This is a genomic window from Aromatoleum diolicum (genome assembly GCF_012910955.1).
Taxonomy (GTDB): Bacteria; Pseudomonadota; Gammaproteobacteria; order Burkholderiales; family Rhodocyclaceae; genus Aromatoleum; species Aromatoleum diolicum.
In genome coordinates, this window is the sequence record NZ_WTVQ01000014.1 from 38,299 (window position 1) to 61,812 (window position 23,514).

20 protein-coding genes and 1 tRNA gene are annotated in these 23,514 nt (G+C 63.6%); 10 read left to right on the forward strand and 11 right to left on the reverse strand.

Annotated features, from left to right (window positions below):
• The first annotated feature begins 52 nt into the window (after positions 1-52).
• From ettA to GPA25_RS10150, 3 genes are all read left to right on the forward strand, one after another.
• The gene (gene ettA / locus GPA25_RS10140; RefSeq protein ID WP_169260260.1) at positions 53-1,717 is read left to right on the forward strand and encodes an energy-dependent translational throttle protein EttA; all 1,665 of its coding nucleotides are present in this window, start codon (positions 53-55) and stop codon (positions 1,715-1,717) included.
• Positions 1,718-1,820: 103 nt separating this feature from the next.
• Positions 1,821-2,792 carry an MBL fold metallo-hydrolase gene (locus GPA25_RS10145; protein ID WP_169260261.1) on the forward strand — a complete coding sequence of 324 codons (972 nt, stop codon included), beginning with the start codon at positions 1,821-1,823 and terminating at the stop codon, positions 2,790-2,792.
• Positions 2,793-2,841: 49 nt separating this feature from the next.
• Positions 2,842-3,039, forward strand: a complete 198-nt coding sequence (locus GPA25_RS10150) for a hypothetical protein (protein WP_169260327.1) — start codon at positions 2,842-2,844, stop codon at positions 3,037-3,039.
• Here GPA25_RS10150 and GPA25_RS10155 read toward each other — a convergent pair whose 3' ends face one another.
• From GPA25_RS10155 to GPA25_RS10175, 5 genes are all read right to left on the reverse strand, one after another.
• Positions 3,040-4,338, reverse strand: coding sequence for a cation:proton antiporter (locus GPA25_RS10155; RefSeq protein ID WP_169260262.1), 1,299 nt, complete (start codon positions 4,336-4,338; stop codon positions 3,040-3,042).
• Between the two features lie 175 nt (positions 4,339-4,513).
• Positions 4,514-4,598: transfer RNA gene (locus GPA25_RS10160), tRNA-Leu, on the reverse strand.
• Between the two features lie 63 nt (positions 4,599-4,661).
• Positions 4,662-5,747 carry a lipocalin-like domain-containing protein gene (locus tag GPA25_RS10165; RefSeq protein ID WP_169260263.1) on the reverse strand — a complete coding sequence of 362 codons (1,086 nt, stop codon included), beginning with the start codon at positions 5,745-5,747 and terminating at the stop codon, positions 4,662-4,664.
• On the reverse strand, positions 5,747-8,260 hold the full coding sequence (locus GPA25_RS10170; RefSeq protein ID WP_169260264.1) for an FtsX-like permease family protein: 2,514 nt from the start codon (positions 8,258-8,260) through the stop codon (positions 5,747-5,749). The genes GPA25_RS10165 and GPA25_RS10170 overlap by 1 nt, the downstream gene beginning before the upstream one ends.
• Entirely contained in the window at positions 8,257-8,934 is a 678-nt protein-coding gene (locus GPA25_RS10175; protein WP_169260265.1) for an ABC transporter ATP-binding protein, read from the reverse strand. Before GPA25_RS10175 ends, GPA25_RS10170 begins: the two co-directional genes overlap by 4 nt.
• Before the next feature lie 375 nt (positions 8,935-9,309).
• On the opposite strand from GPA25_RS10175, the gene GPA25_RS10180 reads away from it, so the two are divergent.
• The 5 genes from GPA25_RS10180 (at position 9,310) to hpnE (ending at position 14,682) form a co-directional block, all read left to right on the forward strand.
• Entirely contained in the window at positions 9,310-10,239 is a 930-nt protein-coding gene (locus GPA25_RS10180) for an ABC transporter substrate-binding protein (protein ID WP_169260266.1), read from the forward strand.
• On the forward strand, positions 10,236-11,603 hold the full coding sequence (locus GPA25_RS10185) for a sensor domain-containing diguanylate cyclase (protein WP_169260267.1): 1,368 nt from the start codon (positions 10,236-10,238) through the stop codon (positions 11,601-11,603). Before GPA25_RS10180 ends, GPA25_RS10185 begins: the two co-directional genes overlap by 4 nt.
• A 73-nt stretch (positions 11,604-11,676) precedes the next feature.
• Entirely contained in the window at positions 11,677-12,510 is an 834-nt protein-coding gene (hpnC, locus tag GPA25_RS10190) for a squalene synthase HpnC (protein ID WP_169260268.1), read from the forward strand.
• On the forward strand, positions 12,507-13,340 hold the full coding sequence (gene hpnD, locus GPA25_RS10195) for a presqualene diphosphate synthase HpnD (protein WP_169260269.1): 834 nt from the start codon (positions 12,507-12,509) through the stop codon (positions 13,338-13,340). Before hpnC ends, hpnD begins: the two co-directional genes overlap by 4 nt.
• 31 nt (positions 13,341-13,371) lie before the next feature.
• Entirely contained in the window at positions 13,372-14,682 is a 1,311-nt protein-coding gene (gene hpnE / locus GPA25_RS10200) for a hydroxysqualene dehydroxylase HpnE (RefSeq protein WP_169260270.1), read from the forward strand.
• A gap of 14 nt (positions 14,683-14,696) precedes the next feature.
• Here hpnE and GPA25_RS10205 read toward each other — a convergent pair whose 3' ends face one another.
• Complete coding sequence (locus GPA25_RS10205; RefSeq protein WP_169260271.1) at positions 14,697-15,413, reverse strand: ABC transporter ATP-binding protein; 717 nt, start codon at positions 15,411-15,413, stop codon at positions 14,697-14,699.
• On the opposite strand from GPA25_RS10205, the gene GPA25_RS10210 reads away from it, so the two are divergent.
• Positions 15,397-16,008: an arylesterase gene (locus GPA25_RS10210; protein ID WP_169260272.1), complete on the forward strand. Its 612-nt coding sequence runs from the start codon at positions 15,397-15,399 to the stop codon at positions 16,006-16,008. The genes GPA25_RS10205 and GPA25_RS10210 overlap by 17 nt on opposite strands.
• Before the next feature lie 41 nt (positions 16,009-16,049).
• On the opposite strand, the gene selD is transcribed toward GPA25_RS10210, so the two are convergent.
• Complete coding sequence (selD, locus tag GPA25_RS10215) at positions 16,050-17,090, reverse strand: selenide, water dikinase SelD (RefSeq protein ID WP_169260273.1); 1,041 nt, start codon at positions 17,088-17,090, stop codon at positions 16,050-16,052.
• Between the two features lie 55 nt (positions 17,091-17,145).
• Between selD and mnmH the strand changes: the two genes are divergently transcribed.
• Entirely contained in the window at positions 17,146-18,195 is a 1,050-nt protein-coding gene (mnmH, locus tag GPA25_RS10220; RefSeq protein ID WP_169260274.1) for a tRNA 2-selenouridine(34) synthase MnmH, read from the forward strand.
• Position 18,196: 1 nt separating this feature from the next.
• Here the strand turns inward: mnmH and GPA25_RS10225 are convergent, their stop codons facing one another.
• From GPA25_RS10225 to GPA25_RS10240, 4 genes are all read right to left on the reverse strand, one after another.
• Positions 18,197-19,618, reverse strand: coding sequence for a sigma-54-dependent transcriptional regulator (locus tag GPA25_RS10225; RefSeq protein ID WP_169260275.1), 1,422 nt, complete (start codon positions 19,616-19,618; stop codon positions 18,197-18,199).
• A gap of 17 nt (positions 19,619-19,635) precedes the next feature.
• Entirely contained in the window at positions 19,636-20,982 is a 1,347-nt protein-coding gene (locus GPA25_RS10230; protein WP_246265571.1) for a sensor histidine kinase, read from the reverse strand.
• A 358-nt stretch (positions 20,983-21,340) separates the two neighbouring features.
• Positions 21,341-21,934 carry a methyltransferase domain-containing protein gene (locus GPA25_RS10235; protein ID WP_169260277.1) on the reverse strand — a complete coding sequence of 198 codons (594 nt, stop codon included), beginning with the start codon at positions 21,932-21,934 and terminating at the stop codon, positions 21,341-21,343.
• 5 nt (positions 21,935-21,939) lie between these two features.
• On the reverse strand, positions 21,940-23,400 hold the full coding sequence (locus GPA25_RS10240; protein WP_169260278.1) for an NAD-dependent succinate-semialdehyde dehydrogenase: 1,461 nt from the start codon (positions 23,398-23,400) through the stop codon (positions 21,940-21,942).
• Positions 23,401-23,514: the final 114 nt, after the last annotated feature.

Genomic DNA, 23,514 nt, shown 5'->3' on the forward strand with positions numbered 1-23,514 from the left:
TGAGGTATCCTTTGCAAACTTCATCATATCGGTTTTCACGACACAAGATCCAATGGCCCAATACGTCATGTCAATGCTCCGCGTGAGCAAGGTAGTGCCGCCGAAGCGGCAGATCATCAAGGATATTTCCCTCTCCTTCTTCCCGGGCGCAAAGATCGGCCTGCTCGGCCTGAACGGCTCGGGCAAGTCGACGGTGCTGCGCATCATGGCGGGCGCCGACAAGGAATACGACGGCGAGGTGCAGCATCTCGCGGGCATCCGCATTGGTTATCTGCCGCAGGAACCCCAGCTCGACCCTGCGAAGACGGTAAAGGAAGAAGTCGAGTCCGGTCTCGGCGAGATCATGGAAGCGCGCCAGAAACTCGAGGAAATCTACGCGGCCTATGCGGAACCGGACGCGGATTTCGACAAGCTTGCCGAAGAGCAGGCCAAGTATGAAAACATCCTCGCGACTTCCGGATCGGACATCGAGAACCAGATGGAGATCGCTGCCGATGCGCTGCGCCTCGCACCGTGGGACGCCGTGATCGGCAACCTGTCAGGTGGCGAGAAGCGCCGGGTGGCGCTGTGCAAACTGCTACTGTCGCGCCCGGACATGCTGCTGCTCGATGAACCGACCAACCACCTCGATGCCGAATCGGTGGAGTGGCTGGAGCAGTTCCTCACCCGCTTCCCCGGCACGGTGGTCGCGGTCACCCACGACCGTTACTTCCTCGACAACGCCGCCGAATGGATTCTCGAGCTCGACCGTGGCCATGGCATTCCGTGGAAAGGCAACTATTCGTCCTGGCTCGAGCAGAAGGAAGAGCGCCTCGAACAGGAGCAGAAGCAGGTCGACGCGCACATGAAGGCGATGAAGCAGGAACTCGAGTGGGTGCGCTCCAACCCGAAGGCACGCCAGGCCAAGAGCAAGGCGCGTCTGGCCCGCTACGACGAGATGACCACCGTCGATTACCAGCGTCGCAACGAAACGCAGGAAATTTTCATTCCGCCCGGCGAGCGTCTGGGCGACAAGGTCATCGAGTTCAATGGCGTATCGAAGGCCTTCGGCGACAAGCTGCTGATGGATAACGTCAACTTCAGCATCCCTGCCGGGGCGATCGTCGGCATCATCGGTCCGAACGGCGCCGGCAAATCGACGCTGTTCAAGATGATCGAAGGCAAGGAATCGCCGGATTCGGGCGAAGTCGTGGTCGGGCCGACGGTCAAGATTGCTGCGGTCGATCAGTCGCGCGAAGGACTGGCGAACGACAAGACGGTGTTCGAAGCGATATCCGACGGTGCCGACATACTGACCGTCGGCCGTTTCGAGATGCCCAGTCGCGCGTATATCGGGCGCTTCAACTTCAAGGGCGGCGACCAGCAGAAGATTGTCGGCAATCTCTCGGGGGGCGAACGCGGCCGCCTGCATCTGGCCAAGACGCTGATCTCCGGCGGCAATGTGCTGTTGCTCGATGAACCGTCGAACGATCTGGACGTCGAGACGCTGCGCGCGCTCGAGGATGCACTGCTGGAATTCGCGGGCTGCGCGCTGATCATCAGCCACGACCGATGGTTTCTCGATCGCATCTGCACCCACATCCTTGCAGCCGAAGGCGACTCGCAATGGACTTTCTTTGCCGGCAACTACCAGGAGTACGAGGAAGACAAGCGCAAGCGGCTGGGCGAGGAAGGCGCGAAACCGAAGCGCATCCGTTACAAGCCGATCAGCCGCTGAGCATGACCGGACGGCCTTGCCGAAGGGCCGTCCTTCCTGCCCGAGCGGGATTCTGCGTTATTCTTCCATGACGTATTCATTGCAATTTTCAGGAGATTGATTCATGTACAAAGCCCTCCAGCGGATCCTCGCCGTGAGCGCTGCACTCCTCGTCATCGCACCGAGCGCTCCGGCGCTGGCCGAAGCACCGATGATCAAGACGCAGGTGCCCGGCTACTACCGCACGATGTTGGGGCAGTTCGAGGTCACCGCCTTGTACGACGGCGCGATCGAACTCGATACCAAGCTACTTAAGAACGCCAACCCCGAAGACCTCAACCGCATGCTCGCCCGCATGTTCGTCGGAAATCCCAAGATGCAGACCGCGGTGAACGCGTATCTGATCAATACCGGGACAAATCTGGTGCTGGTCGATGCGGGGGCGGCCAAGCTGTTCGGACCGGGACTGGGCTACGTGATCGACAACATGAAGGCTGCAGGCTACGACCCGGCGCAGGTCGATACCGTAATCGTCACACACCTGCACCCGGACCACATCGGCGGCCTCGGCGATCCGACCAGCCCGCCGGTGTTCCCGAACGCGACCGTGTTCGTTTCTCTGACCGACCACGACTTCTGGATGTCGCCGCAAGCCGCGGCCGCTGCGACGCCGGAGATGCAGGGTTTCTTCAAGATTGCGCGTGAGACCGCGGCCCCTTACCAGGCACGCGGAAAATGGAGAACCTTCGCCGAAGGTACTGAGCTTGTTACCGGTCTTCGCGCGGTCAAGGCGTACGGGCATACACCCGGACATACGGCGTTTTCGGTGGAGTCGGCGGGGCAGAAGCTGCTGATCTGGGGTGACCTCGTGCATGCCCATGCGGTGCAGTTTGCCCAGCCCGGCGTATCGATCGAATTCGACTTCGATCAGACGCAGGCAATCGCCACGCGCCGCAGCATCATGTACTCAATGGCGGCGAGCAAGACGCTGGTTGCGGGCATGCACCTGCCCTTCCCCGGCATCGGACACGTGCGTGCCGACGGCAAAGGTATTTACAGCTGGGTACCGGTGGAATATTCGCCGATTCCTAAGTGAACAGCTTCGATTGCTGAAGCGGAGCAACGCCAGCATGCAAAAAGACAGCATGACGTACGAGGAACACCTCGACGAGGTAACCACGCTGATTACCGAGAAATACGGGCTCGACGATGATTCCGCGATCCGCATGGTAATGCGTGCCCAGGCCGACGATTTCTTCAGCGGCCACGACGACGATCCGTCGATCTGCACATTGGAGCGTGCGCACCTAGACGCGCGCGCGGTGTTCAAGCGGTACAAGTGATCAGCGCACGCTCCAGAACCGCTCCATGAGCGGCTTGACGCTGGTGCCGTGGAAAACGATCGACAGCGTGACAACGATCAGCGTCATGTGAATCAATTCCAGCGCGATCTTCTCCGGAAGGCCGTGCTGGATTGCATACATCAGGTAGTACAGCGACCCGATCCCGCGCACGCCGAACCAGCCTGTCAGACCGCGGATCGTCCATGGCGTGCGCGTGCCGACCAGTCCGATGAGGACGCTGACAGGGCGTGCCACCATGAACAGGAACAGGGCAAGCCAAATCGCGCGCCAGCTCCACGAGTCGATAAACAGCGTCCCGCCGATCAGCAGAATCAGCACTAGCTCCGAGAGCCGTTCGATGTGCTCCTTGAACACCAGCGAGCCTTCACTGACCGTGGCGGCGGACGCGTGAGCTTGTTGGAGCGCACCGGGGTCGGCCTGTTCGCCGTTTGACTGCAGGCGATCCAGCACGTCCGGCCCCGCACCGGCGAGCTTGCGCTCGGTCTGGCGCAGCGCGACGGCGGCAAAGAACACTGCGAGGAAACCCCACGCGCTGATCATCACGCTGACTCCATAGACCACGCCGATCAGTCCGAGTCCGAGGAAATCATCCATCAGGTCATGCCCGGACGCCTTGTTGCGCAGGCGATAACCGAGATGCGCAAGTGCCGCACCGCAGGCTACGCCAAGCGCGATGCCCGCCGCCGTTGCCCACAGCACGTCCACCATCGCCCAGCGCAGGCCGAAATCGCCAATCTCGTGCAGACCGAGCAGCCCAAGACCGAGCATCACGAAGGGAAAAGCGCTACCGTCGTTCATGCCTGCTTCGCAAGTCAGGGTGAAACGCAAGCGGTCGCGGTCGCCGGGGTGGCGAATCTGCACATCGGTTGCCAACACCGGATCGGTGGGGGCAACGATTGCACCCAACAGGATCGCCGCACCCAGCGGAAGCTCGAGCAGAAAATACGCGAAGGCTGCCACCATGCCTACCGTGACGGTCATCGACACGAACGCCAGCAGGATCGGCGCGCGCCAGCGGGCAATACTGACCGGCACCGGCATCTTGACGCCCGCGGCATACAGCGAAATCAGCACCGCCGCCTCGGTCAGCACTTCAAGGAGCGCCGACTCCTTGAGCGGATTGAAATGAAACAGGTTTAGCACGGTCGGCCCGACGAGCAAACCGACTGCCAAGTAAATGATCGCCGAAGTCACCGGCAGGCGCTTGAGCGTCGAGGAGGTCAAGCCCATTGCCAGCAACAATCCGCCGACAAGCAGGAACCACTGTGCATTAGTCATTACGAAATCCCTGCAAACCAGGACATGTCAAGGCCGAGACTACCGTTCGGACACTCTCGTGGGCCCGTGCAGGACGGGCTCGCCACTGTCTGACACCGGAGCGGGCCAATGGCCCCGCGCGCTGGCGGGCGCCTTGCGCCCATGTCGCAGCGATCTTCCAGAATCGCCATTAGCTTGGTGCCCAGGAAGGGACTCGAACCCCCACGCCTCGCGGCGCCAGAACCTAAATCTGGTGCGTCTACCAATTCCGCCACCTGGGCCCATCCTCACCCGCGTTGCAGGTGGCCACCGTTGCGGCAGCGGGCGGATTATACACGCGGCCTTCACATTTGCAGTCGTTCGGCGTAACCGGTCATTTCGAGATAACCCCGCCCGATCTCTCGCCCGCCTTCCAGGAGCCGGACTGCGCCTTCCCAATACACGGCGCCGGTCGAGCGACGGCTGTCGAGTTCCTGATCGTCCATCAGCGGCTGCAAACGCAGCCGCCGATCATCCACCCGGATTTCCCATTCGACGGGGTATTCCGCGCCGGTGCGCGGCGATCGCCAGCGCCGCCCGGGAACGAAGCTGACCTGCTCGGGGCGCAGCGCTGCCGGCGCTCCGCTACCCGACTGAAGCGTACCGGCGGACCACATGGCGCCCCCCTGGTCGTCGCGCATGCGGAAAGCCATCAGCGAACCACCATCATGCAGATTGATGCCCATCCAGTCCCAACCGCGCGCGCCTGGCGGCATGGTCTCGCTCGACCATTCGTGATCGAGCCAGGCGCGGCCCTTGACCTGGTGAGTGTTTCCGCGCAGGCGCAGCGTGCCGCTGACAGCGAGTTGCGGGCGGCTGTAGTAGTAGCTGGCGTGCTTCGGGTCCGGGGCCTTCCGGCTGAAGCCGTTCTCGCCATTGAGGACGGGGCGACGTCCTGCGGGATCGAAATGCAGATCGAAGGCGAAGGATTCGGCTTCGACGTCACTATGGTAACGAGCGCCGTCCCACTCGATCGACCAGTCCGCCGTCCAGGCCCGGGTGCGCCCCGTGGCTGCGCCGGCGAGCGGATGGAGCGCGCGTTCACTGCGTTCCGCATGCAGCAGGCGCCCCTCGGCCGGATCTGCGACCGCGGCGTGGGCGAGGATCAGCTGGCGCGGGGCGAAGCGACTGGGATTGTCGTCCCCGATACCTGTCCGCACGCGAAAAAACGTTACCTGGAATCCGCGCTCGACGCCCTGCTCGTCGCTTACCCAGCCGGTGACATACCACCACTCGGTACGGTAATCAGGGTGTGCGCCGGTATCGGTGGGAAATACGATCTGCCCCCCTTCGCGGACCGGCGGATAGTCCGGCCCGGCGCTCGTCACCGCCGGGGCGGACGCTAGACCCAGCATGAACAGCACGGACGCCCAGAAGGGTCGCTCCCGCATCACCAATCCTCCCGCACCGCGAGTACCGCCGACTGGCGCATCGCCTGATGCCCCGACAGTCTTGCCGCGAGCGCCGCCAGCAGCACCAGCGCACCGGCAAAGATCACCAAACCCGCAAGCGGTAGCCGGATGTCCATGCTCCAGTGAAAGCTCTGACGATTGATGACCTCGACCAGCACCAGCGCGATGGCGCCTCCGGCCACCATACCCACTGCGGTTCCCACGGCCGCCGTCAGTGCCCCTTCGACCGTCAGTAGCCGCCCGATCTCGCCCCTCGTCAGACCGAGATGGCGCAGCATGCCGAATTCCTTGCGCCGCGCCGTGGCGAGTCCTGCGAAACTGGTACTGACACCGAACAGCCCGATTAGGATGGCGACCGCTTCCATCAGATAGGTGACAAGAAATGTGCGGTCGAAGATCGCCAGACTTATCGCGCGGATATCCCCAGGTGACGCGATCTTGATTGTGTCGTCTCCGAGTGCGTTACGGATCGCCTGGGCCACGGTATCCGGCTCAGCACCGTCCGCGAGCCAGATCGCGAGGTCATTTGCGTTGAAGTCTCCGGTCAGGGCACGGTAATCGGCAAGTTCGATCACCACCGCACCATGTTGGCGGGCGTAGTCGCGCCAGATGCCGGCGACGTGAAACGCCACGCGCCGCCCTGAAATGGGCAGTTGCAGGACGTCACCCACCTTCACCGCGAAGAGGTCCGCCATGGCCTCCGATATCCAGGCCGACGGCGCGGCATCCGGTGAATCCGCGGTAACCGTTGCACCAACCAGTGGCAAGGCCGCACCACCATCGACGGGGCGGGCGATCAAGGTCACGGGAAACCGTTCCGTGTCGAGCCGGAGCGTGTCGAAGCGCACCGGTCGTATCGCCGCGATGCCGGGCAGGCTCGCCACTTGTTCCTGCATTTCCGGCGCCAGGAAGCCACTGGTGGCTGCGGGCGATGCACTCAGGTACAGATCGGCGGGCAGGATTGATTCGAGCCAACCGTCTACCGAGTGGCGGAACGAACTGACCATGATGGCCATCGCAACGGCCAGCGCGACGCTGGCCACCACGCCTGCCGCCGCGACGACGGCTTGCCCTGGGGCGGCGGCAAGACGTGCCCGGGCGAGCATCCACAAGACATCCCGTGTGCCGTCAAGAAAACCCATCGACAACTGGACGAGAGTCGGCAACGCAAGCACCGCTCCCGCAAGCAGGAACGCCACCGCTGCATAGCCGAAAATCGGCACGCCGCCGAGAGGCGGAAGAAAACAGAGCAAGGTGGCAAGCGCCAGACACGCCGGGGTGAGATACGCGCGCGGGCGTGACTGGAATACTTCCGCCTCGTCACCGGCGCGCAGTGCGCGCGCGGGGTTCATGCGCGCCGCTTCCCGTGCCGGCAGCCACGCCCCTGCCACGCCCGCAAGCACACCGAGGAGCACGTAAGCCACGCTGGGACGCAGATCAAAACGCAGTGCCGGTCGCAGTCCCCGGAAGTAGCCTGCACCAAGGTCGCCGCCAACATAGTTGAACGCCAGGCCCGCAAGCCCATATGCGAGCACGATACCGAGCAAGCCCCCGGTAAGGCCGACTACGGCACCCTCGGCGAGCAAGCCACGTATCAGCGCCGCTCGGTCGAGACCCAAGGCGCGCAGGAATGCCAGCTCCTGCCGCCGCCTCGCGACCGCGAGCAGTTGCGTCGAAAAGACGAGAAAGCCCCCCGTTAGCAATGCGATGATGGCGAGCATCGTCAGGTTCACCCGATAGGCCTGTGACAACGCGCTTGTCTGCGCTTCGGCCGTTTCCGGCGTGAGCACTTCGACGCCGGCGGGCAACAAGGCGGCGAGCGATCGTCTCGCGGCATCCCTATCGATCCCGGACTTGAGCCGCAGGTCGATGCGCGAGATGCGTCCGATGCGCCCGAACAGCAGCTGCGCGGCCGCAATGTCCATCACGCCGAGTTCCTGCCCCAGGCCCGCAGCCGGGACCGTTCCGGCGATACGCAGCGGCAGTGCGTGCGTACCTGACTGCACCGCGAGCATCTCGCCCGGCGCAATGCCCAGCGCGGTGCGTGCCGCCGGACTGAGAAACAGCGCATCGGCGGCCAGTGCCGCCAGCGGCCCGGTTTCCCGCGCGGCGGTGTCGACCTGTGGCATCAGCGCCGGATGCACATGCGCGGCACGAAACATGTCGATACCGAAAATGCGCAAGGAGATGTCCCGCCCGGGTAGGCGCGCGTCGATCTCGAGCACCGGACTGGCATCGGCGACTTCAGCCTGCGCAGCAATCTCTGCATATACCGCGTCATCGAACCCGGCACGCGGGCCGAACACCTGCAGGTCAGCTTCTCCTGCGAGCAGGCGCATTCCGCGTCCGAATTCGTCGAGTGCCGCCCCGTGAATCAGCTGTACCGCGAGGCCGAGCGCCACGCCCAGCGCAATCGCAAACAGCGACAGCGCGGTCGCCAACCGGCGCCGGCGCAGGCTGGCGAGGAATACGTGACGCAGCGCCGCGCTCACGGGCGGGAAACCTCCGTATCGAGTCCATGCGCAGAGAGACGCAGAATCCTGTCGGCACGTGCGGCGGCGGCACGCGAATGGGTAACGATGATTCCAACCGCGCCCGCATCGCGGATGCATTCAAGCAACAAATCGAGCACCCCGATGGCGCGTTCCGGGTCGAGGTTTCCGGTCGGTTCATCTGCGAGGACCAGTGTAGGTCGGTGCACCAGCGCGCGTGCGATCGCGATTCGCTGCAATTCCCCGCCGGAGAGATGTCGGGGCCAGTCGTCGGCGCGCGCGAGCAGCCCGACACGATCGAGCATCGCGCGGGCAAGGTTTTCTGCTTCCCTGCCGGGCCGATCGAGCAGCCACAGTGGTAAGGCGACGTTCTGAACAACCGTGAGATGCGGCAGGATATGGAATGCCTGGAACACGAAACCGTAGTGCTGGCGCCGCAATCGCGCAAATGCATTGTCGTCGAGCGTTGTCAGTTCGGCACCGGCGAGGCGGATACTGCCTTCATCGACGGGCTCCAGACCGGCAATGCAGTTGAGCAGGGTCGACTTCCCTACGCCGGATTCGCCCATGATCGCGATGCATTCGCCCCGCTCCAGGTGCAGCGACACACCGGTAAACAGTGGGTGCCCCGCACCGCCCTCGTAGCCCTTCGTCAGCCCGACGATGTCCAACACGCGCAATGGCCTCCCGGATTTGAAAACATCTGCTCAGACGCGACCGCGGGGCGGAAAATTCAACGCTGCGGCAGGGGTAAACCAACGCCAGTCTGGCTTCCGCGCCCAAGGTAAAGTTCCCCCGGCAAAATCCCCTGTGCTTATGATAGGCAACTTCGGATTGACTCACGGCGGCATAAGTGGAAAGCTTCCGCGATACGGGAGCCACCATGCATTTTGCGAGAATAATCCGATCACCGGGGATTGTCGCCGATTGGTCTCCCGGCATTCTCATTGCGCAGCCCTTACGGTCGGCGCGCCGAAGCGGAATCATCTTGCGATTAACCACTCTATATTTTTTCTTCGTTCCGCCTGTGGGCACACACTGACTCCGACATGGTGAAACGAATTTCGTGGTTCTTCGCGTGCCTGCTGTGGACGGCGCTGTTAAGCCTGCCAGTCAGCGCCGGTGCCATCGAAGCCGCAGTCGTGCTGTCGAAGCGAAACGACATCCAGTCTGCCTTCTTCGAGGCGCTCGGCGCCACTCTGGCTACGTCCGCGTCGGTTCACCTGGTTGACGCGGGTTCGGCTGGCGAGGCGCTTGATGACGCAGCGCTCAAGCGCGCGGACGTGGTCATTGCGGTGGGTGCCGAAGCCGCCGACCTGCTGGCTGCACGCAGCAGCGTGCCGATCCTGGCGGTGCTGATTTCGAGCCAGAATCTGCGCGCGCTGCAGATGCGCCATCCGCGGACGAAACTCGGCGGAATCGTGCTCGATCAACCGCTGGCGCGCCACATGCGCCTGATTCATGCAACGCTGCCGAAGGCGACCCGTGTCGGCGTATTGCTTGGTCCGCAGTCGGTCGCGATGCGTCCCGCCCTGCTCGACGCCGGTGTCAAGAGGGGGCTGACGCTCAACTTCGAACAAATTGACGACACCGACGGCTTGCTTCCGGCGCTCGAACGTCTGCTTGAGAGCTCGGACGTCATTCTGGCTGTGCCTGACCCCGTCGCCTACAGTGCCAGTACCGCGCGGCCAATCCTGCTCACGACCTACCGCTACCGCAGACCCTTGATCGGCTACTCACAGGCCTACGTCACCGCTGGCGCAATTGCAGCGGTATACAGCGCCCCGGCTGATATCGCCCGGCAGGTGGCAGAGTGGCTCGTCGGATCCCAGACGCCCGTGCGTATCGAACTACCAACGGCAGATACACCGCGCTACTTCAGTGTTGGCGTCAATCAGCACGTTGCGCGCTCGCTGATGGTTCCACTTCCGGACAGCGCACTGCTGGCAGACATGGTCGACAAGCGGAGACAGCCATGAGGCGTCTCGCCCGTATCTCCCTTCACAACCGCCTGCTGCTGGTTGCGCTGCTGCCCGCGGCACTGCTGGCGACGCTCGTGACGGCGCTCGTACTCTACCGCGGTACCCGCACGCTCGACCAGGCGCTGCACGACCACGGTAACGCCATCGTCAGCTTTCTCGCGCCGGCAGCGGAGTATGGAGTGATCGCCGGCAACCGGGCCACTCTCGCGTCGTTGCTTGAGGCCGCAATGGACCAGCGCGAGGTGAGTGCCGGAGCGATCTATAACGAGCAGGGGGTGCTGCTCGCCAGCAAGGGGCGCTTCACGGTACTCGAACCCGAAGTGCTGCACACCGTGCATCAGGGAGAGGTGCCTGACACCGCACCGGAGATATTCGCAGTGATCGCCCCGATCGTGTCGGCGAGCATCAACATCGAGGACGAATTCCAGGCCGGTACGGCCGCCAGCCCGCAGGAGGGCACGCGAACGATAGGTTGGGTTCATGTCGAACTCGACACGCGTCCGTCCGCGCGCGAAAAGAACGCAATCATCGGCGCCTCCTTGCTACTGGTTGTTGCCGGTCTCGCGGTGACAGGACTTATCGCGGTGCGACTGGCCCGCTCGGTGTCCCGGCCGGTCGCGGGCCTGGTACAGGGCGTCGAACAGATGGCGGCCGGCGTTCTTGACGTCGCGATTCCCGAGCACGCGACCAGCAAGGAACTGGCAGCCCTCGAACACGGTTTCAATACCATGGCACGTGCGATCTCGGATAACCAGCGCACGCTGCAAACACGCATTGATGATGCAACCGCCCTACTCGCCTATCAGGCGCAGCACGACCCCCTGACCGGCCTGCCCAACCGCCGCGTGTTCGAACAAAAACTGGAGGAGTGTGTGGCTGCGTCACGCCGGGCCGGTGACCACGGAGCACTGTGCTTCATCGACCTGGACCGCTTCAAGATCGTGAACGACACCTGCGGACACGCCGCTGGCGACGATCTGCTGATGCGCATTGCGCTACTCATCCAGCAGCGCGTACGCGAGCAGGACATCGTCTGCCGCATCGGCGGTGACGAATTTGCGCTGATCCTGCGAGCCTGTAGTCGAGTCGATGCACTACGCCTTGCCGAACATCTGCGCGAGGGGATCGCCGCGTTCGAGTTCGAGTACCAGGACCGCAGTTTCTCGATCGGCGCCAGTATCGGCATGACGTATATCGACGGTAGCCAGATCGACCCGTCGGAGATTCTCATCGCCGCCGACGCCGCGTGCTATGAAGCCAAGCGAAGCGGTCGCAACCAGGTAGTGGAATACGTCGTCAGACCCGATGACAACGCAACCGAGCCCCCCCCACAGGGAATATCCGGCGAACACGTTTCCTGACGTTTTGCTCGCCCCCTCCTATCGACGAGCGGGACCGACGCACCGCATCGCGTATACTCCCGGCGCTTCGATCATGCCCGTCGACCACTACGAAAACTTTCCTGTCGCCTCGCTGTTGCTGCCGGCTCGCCTGCGCGAGCCGGTGGAGGCGATATACGCCTTCGCGCGCAGCGCCGATGACATTGCCGACGAAGGCGATGCACCGGCGCTGATAAGGCTGGCGCGCCTCAACGACTACCGCAACGAACTCAACGCCATCGAACGCGGCGATGTGCCGCGCGACGCGTCGCTGGCGCCGATCTTTGCCCGTCTGGGGCGCAATATCAGCGCACACCGGCTGCCGCTGCAGTACTTCCGTGACCTGCTTGACGCGTTCAGCCAGGATGTCGGCAAGACGCGCTACGCCGATTTCGCGGAGCTCGGCGACTACTGCCGGCGATCGGCCAACCCGGTCGGGCGCCTGCTGCTGCACCTGTACGATGCCACGACGCCCGACAACATGCGCCGTTCGGACCTGATCTGTACCAGTCTGCAGTTGATCAATTTCTGGCAGGACGTCGCGATCGACTGGCAGAAACACCGCATCTACCTACCGGCCGATGACATGGCACGCTTCGGTGTTGGCGAAGCGCATCTCGACGCCCGGAATTGTGACAATGCGTGGCGCGCGCTGATGGACTTCCAGGTGAAACGTGCGCGGGCGATGATGCTGGAAGGCGCCCCGCTCGCCCGCCGCCTGCCCGGCCGCATCGGCTGGGAACTGCGCCTGATGGTGCTCGGCGGACTGCGCATCCTCGAGCGCATCGAAGCTGCGGATTACGACGTGTTTCGCCATCGCCCCGTCCTGAACAAGACCGACTGGCCGCTGCTCGCCTGGCGCGCCATGCGTTACCAAGGAATGAAATGAATCCGCACGAATACTGCCAGGACAAGGCTGCTAAGAGCGGCTCCAGCTTCTACTACAGCTTCATGTTTCTGCCGCCCGAGCGGCGCGCGGCAATCACTGCGCTGTACGCCTTCTGCCGCGAGGTCGACGACGTGGTTGACGAATGCCACGACGTGTCGCTTGCGCAGACCAAACTCGACTGGTGGCGCAAGGAAGTGTCGCGAGCCTATTCCGGTGACCCCGCACATCCGGTCGGGATGGCATTGAAGGACGTGATTGGGCGCTTCAATCTGCCGCTCGAACAGCTGATCGAGATCATCGACGGCATGGAGATGGATCTCACACAGAGCCGCTATCTCGACTTCAAGGGTCTGCAGCTGTACTGCTACCGCGTCGCCAGCGTAGTCGGCCTGCTCGCGGCGGAGATCTTCGGCTATCAGGATCGCCAGACATTGAAGTACGCACACGACCTCGGCATGGCCTTCCAGCTCACCAACATCATCCGCGACGTCGGCGAAGACGCGCGGCGCGGGCGCATCTATCTGCCGATTGATGATCTGCAGCGTTTCAAGGTCCCGGCGAGCCAGATCATGGAGGCGCGCTACGACGACAACTTCCGTCAGCTAATGGCATTTCAGGCCGAGCGCGCGCAGCAGTATTACGACCAGGCCTTCGCGCAGCTGCCTGCCGCTGACCGCAAGAGCCAGCGCCCCGGCCTGGTGATGGCGGCGATCTATCGCACGCTGCTGAAGGAAATCGCGAACGACGGCTTCCAGGTGCTGGACCGGCGCACCTCACTGACGCCGGTGCGCAAGCTCTGGATCGCCGGAACGACATGGGTTCGCGCATGAGCAGCTGCGGCCTCGCGAAGGTCCGCAGCCAGTGACACAGTCCGTCGCGATCATCGGCGCCGGCTATGCGGGCCTTGCTTGCGCGGTGGAACTCGCGCGGCGGCGCGTGCCGGTCACCTTGTTCGAACGCTCGCACACACTGGGCGGGCGAGCGCGGGTAGTGGCGAAAGACGGTTGGCGGGTCGATAACGGTCAGCACATTCTGCTGGGCGCCTATACCGAACTGATGCGCCTGTTGCGCCTCACGGGCGGTTCGCCGAAGGAGCTGGCGCATTTGCCACTGACGCTGCACACCCCGAGGCATCTGCACCTGCAGGCCGCGAGAATCCCGGCGCCCTTCCACCTTGCGATCGGCCTGTTGCGGGCGAGCGGCCTGAGCTGGGGTGACCGCCTGGCTATGGTGCGACTGATGCGGGTGCTCAAGAAGCGTCGTTTCCGCGTCGACTCGGATCAGAGCGTCGACGCTTTGCTACGCGAAACGCGGCAGACCCCGAACCTCGTCAGGTTGGTCTGGGAGCCACTGTGCGTTGCCGCGCTGAATACGCCGATTGCCGAAGCCTCCGCGCAGATCTTTGCCAATGTGCTTCGGGACAGTCTCGCCGCGGGCGCGGCGGCCAGCGAACTGCTGATCCCGCGTGTCGATCTGTCGGAGCTCTTTCCGGTGCCGGCAGCGCGTTTCCTCGCGGTGCGCCGCGGCAAGTTGCGCACGGGCACGCCGATCGAAGGGATCCACCGCGTTGCGGGCGGCTTCCGGCTGGAGGGCGATCCGGCGCCGAAACAGGTCTATGCGCAGGTGGTGCTTGCGACCGCACCGCACCATGCCGGCGTGCTGCTCGCCTCGGTCGGCGACTGCGATCGGCTGGCCGCGATGATCGGTGCGCTGCCGAGCGAGCCGATCACCACGGTGTACCTCGCACTGGGCAATACAGTGCATCTTCCCTTCCCGATGATCGGGCTCGCGCAGGGGCCGGCACAATGGGCCTTCGATCGCGGGCAGCTTGGCGGCCCGACCGGACTCCTTGCGTGCGTGATCAGCGCACACGGACCGTACGAATCGCTGTCGCGCGAAGATCTGCTACTGGCCGTGCATGCGCAGCTCGAACAGGAACTCGGCCGTCGCCTGCCCGCTCCGGAATGGTCGCAGATCATTACCGAAAAGCGCGCCACCTTCGCCTGCCGCCCGGGTTTGATGCGCCCCGGCGCACAAACACCGGTGCCCGGGCTGTGGCTGGCCGGCGACTATCTTGACTCGGACTATCCGGCAACGCTGGAATCAGCAGTACGTTCAGGGGTCGCAACGGCGAAGCGCGTGCTTCGCCGCATGGCGAGCGCAAACGCCTGAACTTCAGGCTGCGCTCAGCTGACGCGCACGCGCTGCTCATCGAGCCGACCTGCCTGCATGTGCAGGACGCGGTCGCAGCGCGCCGCGAGCGACTCGTCGTGCGTGACGAGGATCAACGTCGTACCCGATTCGCGGTTGAGCACGAAAATGAGCTCGATGATCGCTTCGCCGGTCGCCGCATCCAGGTTGCCGGTCGGCTCGTCGGCCAACAGCAGTCGCGGACTGGGCGCGAAGGCACGAGCCAGCGCCACGCGCTGCTGCTCGCCGCCCGACAGGTGCTTGGGGTAATGGCGCAGGCGGTCACCGAGGCCGACCCGCTCCAGCCACTGGCGGGCGATGCCTGCGGCCTTGTCTACGCCGGCAAGCTCCAGCGGCAGCATGACGTTTTCGAGCGCGGTCAGCGCCGGCAGCAACTGGAAGGACTGGAACACGAAACCCACCGATTCGCCGCGCAACGCCGCACGGGAATCCTCGTCGAGGGCGAACAGTTCCGTACCCTGGATGCGGACGCTGCCGGAACTGGGAACATCCAGCCCGGCGAGTAATCCGAGCAAGGTGGATTTGCCCGATCCCGATGCGCCGACAATTGCGACCGACTCCCCGGCGCTTACACTGAACGAAACATCCTGCAAAATCTTCAGTGTTCCCGGACCGTCGGTCAGAGGGACGCTTTTCGACAAGCCGGTGACTTCCATCACCGGAACGGAGAACTCAATGCCGCTGCGATCCATCGTGATTTTCTTCTTCGCAATAGTGTTGTCGGGCGCCGCACAGGCGGCGACGATACTCGTGTGGGGGGACAGTCTCTCGGCAGGCTATGGTCTGCGGCCGAAAGAAGACTGGCCCACCCTGTTGCAGACGCGACTTGCGCATGAAGGGTTCCGTCACACGGTCATTAATGCATCCGTCAGCGGTGAAACTTCTGCGGGCGGACGCTCGCGACTGCCCGCTGCGCTGGAACGCCACAAGCCTGACCTGTTGATCCTCGAGCTCGGCGCCAACGACGGCTTACGCGGCCTGCCGCCCGGCGTGATGGCGGAAAACCTCGCGGCGATGATCCAGGTCGCGCGCAGCAGGGGTGCTAAAGTGCTGCTCGTCGGCATGCAGATGCCGCCCAACTACGGGCCGGCGTACACACGGCGATTTCATCAGACCTTCATCGACGTTGCGAAGGAACACAAGGTGCCGCTGGTGCCTTTTCTGCTCGACGGTTTTTCGGACAAGCGCGAGCTGTTCCAGCCCGACGGCATCCATCCGACCTCCGATGCGCAGGCGCTGATCGTCGAAACGGTCTGGAAGACGCTCCGCACCTTGCTCAAGAGCTGAAGACCGCACAGCCCGACGCACACCGGTGCGCCCGCCGAGCGTCATTCAACCCGCAGTACGGCGTCACCAGCCACCATCCGGCCGATGACGCGCCCTTCGCTCCCTTGGTCCTCGCGCACTGCCGCGAGCACGGTATCCACGGTATCGGCAGCGCAGGCGACCAGCAGTCCACCGCTGGTCTGAGGATCGGTAATCAGTTTGCGCTGCCATTCCGGCGCGCCCGGTATCATCTCGATCGCATCGCCATAGCTTGCCCAATTGCGCGTCGACGCCCCCGTCGCGACGCCGTCGCGCACCAGTTTCACCGCCGCGTCGATCATCGGCAGATCGTCAAAGGCCACGCGAGCGCCGAGCTTCGATCCACGGCAAATTTCCAGCAAATGGCCGGCGAGCCCGAAGCCGGTGACATCGGTCACCGCGTGTACCCCGGTCATGCCCGCGAAACGTGTACCAACACGGTTGAGCAGCGTTGTCCAGCGCAGCATTTCGGCATAATCGGCTTCGGACAGCAGACCTTTCTTGAGCCCCGCCGACAGGATCCCGACACCCAGCGGCTTGGTCAGGATCAGCACGTCGCCGTCCTGTGCACCGGCATTGGTCTTGACCTCGGCGGGATCGACGATGCCCAGGCCGACGAGACCGTAGATCGGTTCCAGCACATCGATCGAATGTCCGCCAGCAATCGGGATCCCGGCGTCGCGGCAAACCGACGCGCCGCCTTCAAGGATGCGGCCGATCACTTCGGGCGGCAGCTTGTCGAGCGGCATGCCGACCAGCGCCAGCGCCATGATCGGGCGCCCCCCCATCGCATACACGTCGGACAGTGCATTGGTCGCGGCGATGCGGCCGAAATCGAAGGGGTCGTCGACGATCGGCGTGAAGAAGTCGGTCGTCGCGACGATCGCCTGGTGGTCGTTGAGCCGATACACCGCGGCATCGTCCGCGGTTTCGGTGCCCACCAGCAGGTCGGCCGGGACGATGCCGACCGGCGCATGCGCGAGGAGTTTCGACAGAACCGCCGGGGCGATTTTGCAGCCGCATCCGCCGCCGTGGGAGAATTGCGTAAGTTTGATCTGTTCCATGAATTCCAGGGGGAAAGTCGGTTGCCCGGCCAGCGCCGGAGCGCCGCAATGACGCATGAAAAAAGGCTTCGCGACCGTAGCACAGCTCAACGCCTTTGACGAGATCATCGACGCCCGCAGCCCCGCCGAATTTGCCGAGGATCGCATTCCCGGCGCGATCAGCTGCCCGGTGCTCGACAACGAGCAACGCGCCATCGTCGGCACGATCTACAAGCAGCAATCGGCCTTCGAGGCGCGCCGCATCGGTGCCGCGATGGTTGCCGAAAATATCGCGCATCATCTGAAGACCCGTTTCCAGGACAAGCCGAAAAGCTGGCGCCCGCTCGTCTATTGCTGGCGCGGCGGCCAACGCAGCGGCTCGTTCGTAACCTGGCTGCGGCTGATCGGCTGGGACGCTTGCCAGCTGGAAGGCGGCTACAAGAACTGGCGCCGGATGGTCGTCACCGAACTCGAAACACTGCCCAAGCGCTTCGACCTGCGCGTGATCTGCGGTGCTACCGGAAGCGGCAAGACGCGCATACTCGAAGCACTCAACGCGCTCGGCGCACAGGTGCTGGACCTCGAGGATCTCGCGGCACACAAGGGATCGGTGCTGGGTGCCCTGCCGGACCGGCCGCAACCCACGCAGAAGTCCTTCGAAACGGAGTTGTTCCGGACGCTGCATGGTTTCGATCCGGCACGGCCGGTTTACGTCGAAGCCGAAAGCCGCAAGATCGGGCGCATCCAGCTTCCCGATGCAATGGTCGAGCACATGCGCGCCAGTCCCTGTGTGGCGATCGACGCGACGCGCGGGGCCCGTCTGGAGTTTCTGGTGCGCGACTATGCCTACCTGGGGGCGGATGTGGATGAGCTGCAGCAGAAAATCGGCTTTCTGAAGGGTCTGCAAAGCAACGAGACGCTGGAACGCTGGAAGGATCTCGCGGCACGGCGCGAGCTTTACACGCTGTTTGCCGAGTTCATCGACCTGCATTACGACCCGTTGTACCACCGTTCACAGAATCGGAACTTCGCCGGCTTTTCGGACGCTCCGACTTTGCCGTCCGACGATCTTTCGCCAGCGGGAATTCGCGATCTGGCCGAACGGATACTGACGACGCACCGCTGACTCAATTCGTCATCGACAGTCCGAACTTGTCGATGCGGTAGCGCAGTGTGTCGCGGCTGACACCAAGCAGGCGCGCCGCACGCGAGACGTTCCAGCCCGTCTGCCGCAACGCATCGAGCAGCGCGCGACGCTCGAGGTCTTCGAGCGTCTGCGCGCCAGGCTGGGCGGCCGCCGTCGGCACAGCGGGAGGCTCAGTTGCTGCCGTCGGTCCGGGCGTCGCCGCGGCGACGACGCCGGTGGCCAGCGACAACTCGGAAGCGTCGATGACCGGCCCTGCGGCGAGCAAAACGGCCTGTTCCAGGGCATTGCGCAGCTCCCTCACGTTGCCCGGCCAGCTATGTGCCAGCAATCGTGCTTCGGCTGCCGGCGCGAGAACCGGCGGGCGCTTGCCATAGCGGGCGGCATGCAGGGCAACGAAGTGTCGCGCCAGGGTGAGAATGTCGCCCCCCCGTTCGCGCAGCGGCGGCAGTGTCAGCTGAAAGACGCACAACCGGAAATACAGGTCGGCGCGGAAGTTGCCCTCGCGCACGAGTGTCTCCATTGGCCGGTGGGTGGCGGCAACGATGCGCACATCGACACGCTGGTCGCGCAGGCTACCGATGCGCCGCACGGTTTTTTCTTCCAGTAGTTTCAAGAGCTTCGCCTGCAGCGACAGGTCCATGTCACCGATCTCGTCGAGGAACAGCGTGCCGCCCTCGGCCGTTTCCACCAAACCCAGCTTGCGTTCGCGCGCATCGGTGAAGGCGCCACGCTCGTACCCGAAGAGCTCCGATTCGAGCAGCTGTGCCGGAATCGATGCGCAGTTCAGTTCGACGAAGGGTTTGTCGCGGCGCGGCCCGTTGAAGTGCAGCGCACGGGCGACAAGCTCCTTGCCGGTTCCCGTCTCCCCGAGCACCAGTACGGCGGGCGCAGCGCTATCCTGGAGTTGCGTCTCCGCGTCGAGCAGCTGACGCAGGGTCTGCTTCAGTGTCAGCATCGGCGGGGATTCGCCAAACAGGCTGGTCAGATCGCTCGCGTCAGCTTCGCGGCGCTGGTAGTAATCGAGCGCACTATCACGCTGTTTTTCATCAAACGCCTTGTCGATCAGCAGTTTGAGCTTGCCTAACGCCACCGGTTTGGTCAGGAAGTCACGGGCGCCAGCCTTCATCGCGTCGACCGCGAGTTCGACGCTACCGTGACCGGTAATCATGATGACCGGCAGGCTACCGTCGAAAGTACGCACTCGCGCCAATGCCTCCAGGCCATTGATGCCCGGCAGGTTGAAATCCAGCACCACCGCATCCGGCTTGAACACGTCCAGCAGTGCCAAGCCCTCCTCCGCACTCGCCGCGACACGGACATCGTAGCCGCTGCGTTCGAGATAAATGCGGATGTTCTTGCCAAGGACGGCTTCGTCCTCGATAACCAGAATCGCGCCTCCCATCCGGCCTCCTTTGCCCGTCAGGCCGCCGTCATCGTCAGTCGCACGACCGTGCCGCTTCCCGGTGTGCTGTCGATTTCGAGCGTCCCGCCGAAGCGTTCGACAATCCTGCGCGCCAGCGCCAGGCCGACGCCCAACCCTTGCGTCTTGGTGGTGTAAAACGGTTTGCCCACGCGCTGCAGTTGCTCGGTTGTCATGCCGGGCCCGGTATCTCGCACCGACAATGCCACCTGACGCCCGCCACGGGCGCTTTCGCAGGCGATATCGATACGTCCGTTGCGTTCCATCGCCTCGATGGCATTGGCCATCAGGCTATGCACGACCTGCGCCAGCAATAGCGCGTCACCACGTACGGCAGGGACATCGCCGGACAGGTGCAGGGAGGCGTGTATTCCGCGCCGCTGCAATTCGCGGCTGAATTCGTCGATGCAGCGGCCGAGCAAGGGTGCGAGCGTCACGGCATCGGGCTTTTCATTGAGCGGACGCGAATACGACAGTAATTCGCGCACCCAGGCTTCAAGGCGGTCGGACTCGGCGATGATATCCGCCGCGGATTCGTGTCCTGTCTGCTCATCGGTGACCAAGATCAGTTCGGCTGAACTGCGAATGGATGCGAGCGGATTGCGGATGCCGTGCGCGACGGCCGAGCTCATCTCGCCGACGACGGCCAGCGTTTCCGTATCGACCAGGCGGCGCTGCTGTTCGCTGATCAGCAGATCCGCCCGCCGCACCAAACCGAACAGTGCTAGGTAAAGAAACAGACCCGCCACCGCTGCACCCAGCGCAATGTAGCGGTTCAGCTGTTGCAGGGCGTTGAACAGCGCCACCGGGTTCTTGTAGAACTCCATCGCGCCCAGCATCTGCTCGCCGTCGGCATCCCGAACCGGCAAATAGATTTCGACAAAAAAATTCGCATTGCTTGTCAGGTGTGTGTGTTCCGCCTTGCCTGCGCCCTTCGCATCGGAACGCTTGCCGTGCACGACCAGCGTTCCTGCCAGCGCTTCGTCGAGTTCGGCGTTGGCGCCAAACTGCTGGCCGATCAATTCTGGCTCGCTCGACCACAGAATGCGGCGCTCGCGATCATAGATATTGGCGCGCAGAACCCCGGGCATCCTTGCGATGTGAGCAAATGCCGGCGCCTGTTCGCGCTTGCCGTCCGGGGTTTCTTCCGAGAACAACGCGAGGAAGGACTTTTCCGTCAGGACGAGATTCTGCACAAGCTCCATCGTCAGCTGTCCCTCCTGTCGCACCATCCGCTCAGTGACGAAATCCGAAATCAGATAGCCCGCAACAGCCGATATCGATGCGATCGACAGTAGGCCGACCAGCGCAAACCAGCGACTGAGGCTGAATGGCTGACGAAGCAAATCACCGGCACGCCTTTGAGGCCTCGCCGTGCCAATCACGCCACCGCCCGCGCGCTCTGCCGCCCTATCCGCCGTCATGTCACCCCCCGCGGCGCCGACTCCAGATTTCGAACGATACACCGAGCACGCTGTCCATGATGTTTAACTTGCCGCATTCGCTTCGTTGGCAGATTGGCTAACGGCCCCGTGCATGCTGCATCCGGGGCTCAGTCCCGCCAATGCACGCGGCGTGCCAACAAGTGGAAAAAAATCCCACCGCAAGCAGTCACGGCCTACTTGCCCGATTCCGGTCATGGCGAGCCCGCGAGGCAATACTGCAAGTGGGGTATAGCACCCATTTTTTGGGGTTATGACCAATTCAATTCCCCGCCGGATTCCCCAAATTCCTCGCGTCTTGCGGCAGTCTCACGATCGCTTCGGGCGTACGTACGGCACAAATCCGTTGCACGACCGATGGGCGGGGATGCTCCACCTCACCCTGCTCGAAAGCCACGACGGTGAAGCCCTCGGCAAGGCGCTGCAGCAATTCGCCCGGCTGCAACAGGAATTCGGGATTGCTCGGCCGCCCGAAGCGTTCATGGCCGATCATGAAGGTTTCGTAGATCAGTACACCGCCCGGCTTCAGGCACCGCAGCATCGCATCTAAGCGCGGACGATAGAGGTAGTTCGTCACAACGATGGCGTCAAAACTGCGCCCCTCGAACGGCCATGGACCATCCTCGAGATCTGCCAGCCGCGTCGTAATGCCGGGCACACCATTTAGCGAAGCGAGCGCATCCGTGTCACGATCCACCGCCTCGACCGCAAACCCCTGCCGTGCGAGCCAGCGCGCATGTCGACCACCGCCGCAGGCGTAATCGAGCACCGTCCCCGCCGGCGCGATCAGCGGCACGAAGCGCTGCACCCACGCTGACGGCGCGGGCGACTGTGACTGGTGGTCGGCAATCGTCATCGCGATCAGCGATCGATGCCGGCCAGGCAGATCGACTTCAGTTCGAGATACTCGTCGATACCGTAACTCGAACCCTCGCGCCCCAGCCCCGACTGTTTGATGCCACCGAACGGCGACACTTCGTTCGACATCAGGCCGGTGTTGATACCCACCATGCCGTATTCCAGTTCTTCCGCGACACGGAAGATGCGCCCGACGTCGCGCGAGAAGAAATACGCAGCCAGACCGAACTCCGTGTCGTTGGCCATGTGGATCACCTCCTCCTCGGTGTCGAAGCGGAACAGCGGGGCCACCGGACCGAAAGTTTCCTCGCGTGCAACACGCATGGCCGGCGTCACGTCGGCCAGCACCGTCGGCTCGAAGAACGACCCGCCCAGCGCGTGGCGGCGCCCACCCGTCAGCACGCGTGCGCCCTTCTGTAGCGCGTCGGCGATGTGGCTTTCAACCTTCGCCACAGCAGAATCGTCGATCAGCGGCCCGATATTCACGCCGTCCTGGGTGCCTGGCCCCACGCTCAACGCCTTCACCGCCTCGGCCAAGCGCTCGGCGAACCGATCATAGATGCCGGACTGCACCAGCAAGCGGTTTGCGCACACGCAGGTCTGCCCGGCATTGCGATATTTCGAAGCCATCGCACCCTCGATCGCCGCATCGAGATCGGCGTCGTCGAACACGATGAAGGGCGCGTTGCCCCCCAGTTCCAGCGACAGCTTCTTCACCGTCGGTGCGCACTGTCCCATCAGCAGACGCCCCACCTCGGTCGAACCGGTAAACGAAAGCTTGCGTACCACCGGACTTGACGTCAGCACGCCGCCGATCGCCACCGGGTCGCCGGTCACGACGTTGAACACGCCCTTCGGAAACCCTGCCTTCTCCGCCAGCGCCATCAGTGCCAGCGCAGTAAACGGCGTCTGCTCGGCCGGCTTCACCACCACCGTGCATCCGGCGGCAAAAGCCGGTGCGACTTTGCGCGTAATCATTGCCGCCGGGAAATTCCACGGCGTGATCGCTGCGCAAACGCCGATCGGCTGGCGAATGACCATCAGGCGGCGGTCCTGGCCATTGGTCGGAATCACGTCCCCGCTCGTGCGCTTGGCTTCCTCGGCGAACCATTCCACGAACGATGCCGCGTACATCACTTCACCACGCGCTTCGGCCAGCGGTTTACCCTGTTCGGTCGTCATCAACAGAGCCAAATCATCGGCCGCGTCGACGATCAGGTTGAACCAGCGCCGCAGAATTGCGGAACGATCCTTGGCCAGCGAGCGGCGCCAGGCTGGCAGAGCCGCCTCGGCCGCCGCAATCGCCCGGGTGGTTTCAGCTCCCCCCATGTTCGGCACATGGCCGACGGTTTCGCCGGTCGCGGGATTGCATACGGCAAAGGTTGCGCGGGAATCGGCATCAATCCAGGCGCCATCGATGTGCGCCCGCTGACGAAAGAGAGGGGATTCGTTCAACTTGGTCATGTTTTCCTGACAACGTGCCCTGTGTTGGCTCGACGGTGCGATGAATGCTCGATTCTAGCCCCACGGAGACCCGCTTGCACGGCCCCGAGCGGCGCCATCCCACCGCGTGCGCGG

Coding starts and splice junctions, on each gene's coding strand:
- GPA25_RS10165 (WP_169260263.1), bottom strand. CDS start 5,747: ATGCGGGAGCGACCCTTCTGGGCGTCCGTGCTGTTCATGCTGGGTCTA.
- GPA25_RS10155 (WP_169260262.1), bottom strand. CDS start 4,338: ATGACTAATGCACAGTGGTTCCTGCTTGTCGGCGGATTGTTGCTGGCA.
- GPA25_RS10185 (WP_169260267.1), top strand. CDS start 10,236: ATGAGGCGTCTCGCCCGTATCTCCCTTCACAACCGCCTGCTGCTGGTT.
- GPA25_RS10235 (WP_169260277.1), bottom strand. CDS start 21,934: ATGACGATTGCCGACCACCAGTCACAGTCGCCCGCGCCGTCAGCGTGG.
- hpnD (WP_169260269.1), top strand. CDS start 12,507: ATGAATCCGCACGAATACTGCCAGGACAAGGCTGCTAAGAGCGGCTCC.
- GPA25_RS10225 (WP_169260275.1), bottom strand. CDS start 19,618: ATGGGAGGCGCGATTCTGGTTATCGAGGACGAAGCCGTCCTTGGCAAG.
- ettA (WP_169260260.1), top strand. CDS start 53: ATGGCCCAATACGTCATGTCAATGCTCCGCGTGAGCAAGGTAGTGCCG.
- mnmH (WP_169260274.1), top strand. CDS start 17,146: ATGAAAAAAGGCTTCGCGACCGTAGCACAGCTCAACGCCTTTGACGAG.
- GPA25_RS10210 (WP_169260272.1), top strand. CDS start 15,397: ATGCCGCTGCGATCCATCGTGATTTTCTTCTTCGCAATAGTGTTGTCG.
- GPA25_RS10205 (WP_169260271.1), bottom strand. CDS start 15,413: ATGGATCGCAGCGGCATTGAGTTCTCCGTTCCGGTGATGGAAGTCACC.
- GPA25_RS10180 (WP_169260266.1), top strand. CDS start 9,310: ATGGTGAAACGAATTTCGTGGTTCTTCGCGTGCCTGCTGTGGACGGCG.
- GPA25_RS10240 (WP_169260278.1), bottom strand. CDS start 23,400: ATGACCAAGTTGAACGAATCCCCTCTCTTTCGTCAGCGGGCGCACATC.
- selD (WP_169260273.1), bottom strand. CDS start 17,090: ATGGAACAGATCAAACTTACGCAATTCTCCCACGGCGGCGGATGCGGC.
- GPA25_RS10145 (WP_169260261.1), top strand. CDS start 1,821: ATGTACAAAGCCCTCCAGCGGATCCTCGCCGTGAGCGCTGCACTCCTC.
- hpnC (WP_169260268.1), top strand. CDS start 11,677: ATGCCCGTCGACCACTACGAAAACTTTCCTGTCGCCTCGCTGTTGCTG.
- GPA25_RS10150 (WP_169260327.1), top strand. CDS start 2,842: ATGACGTACGAGGAACACCTCGACGAGGTAACCACGCTGATTACCGAG.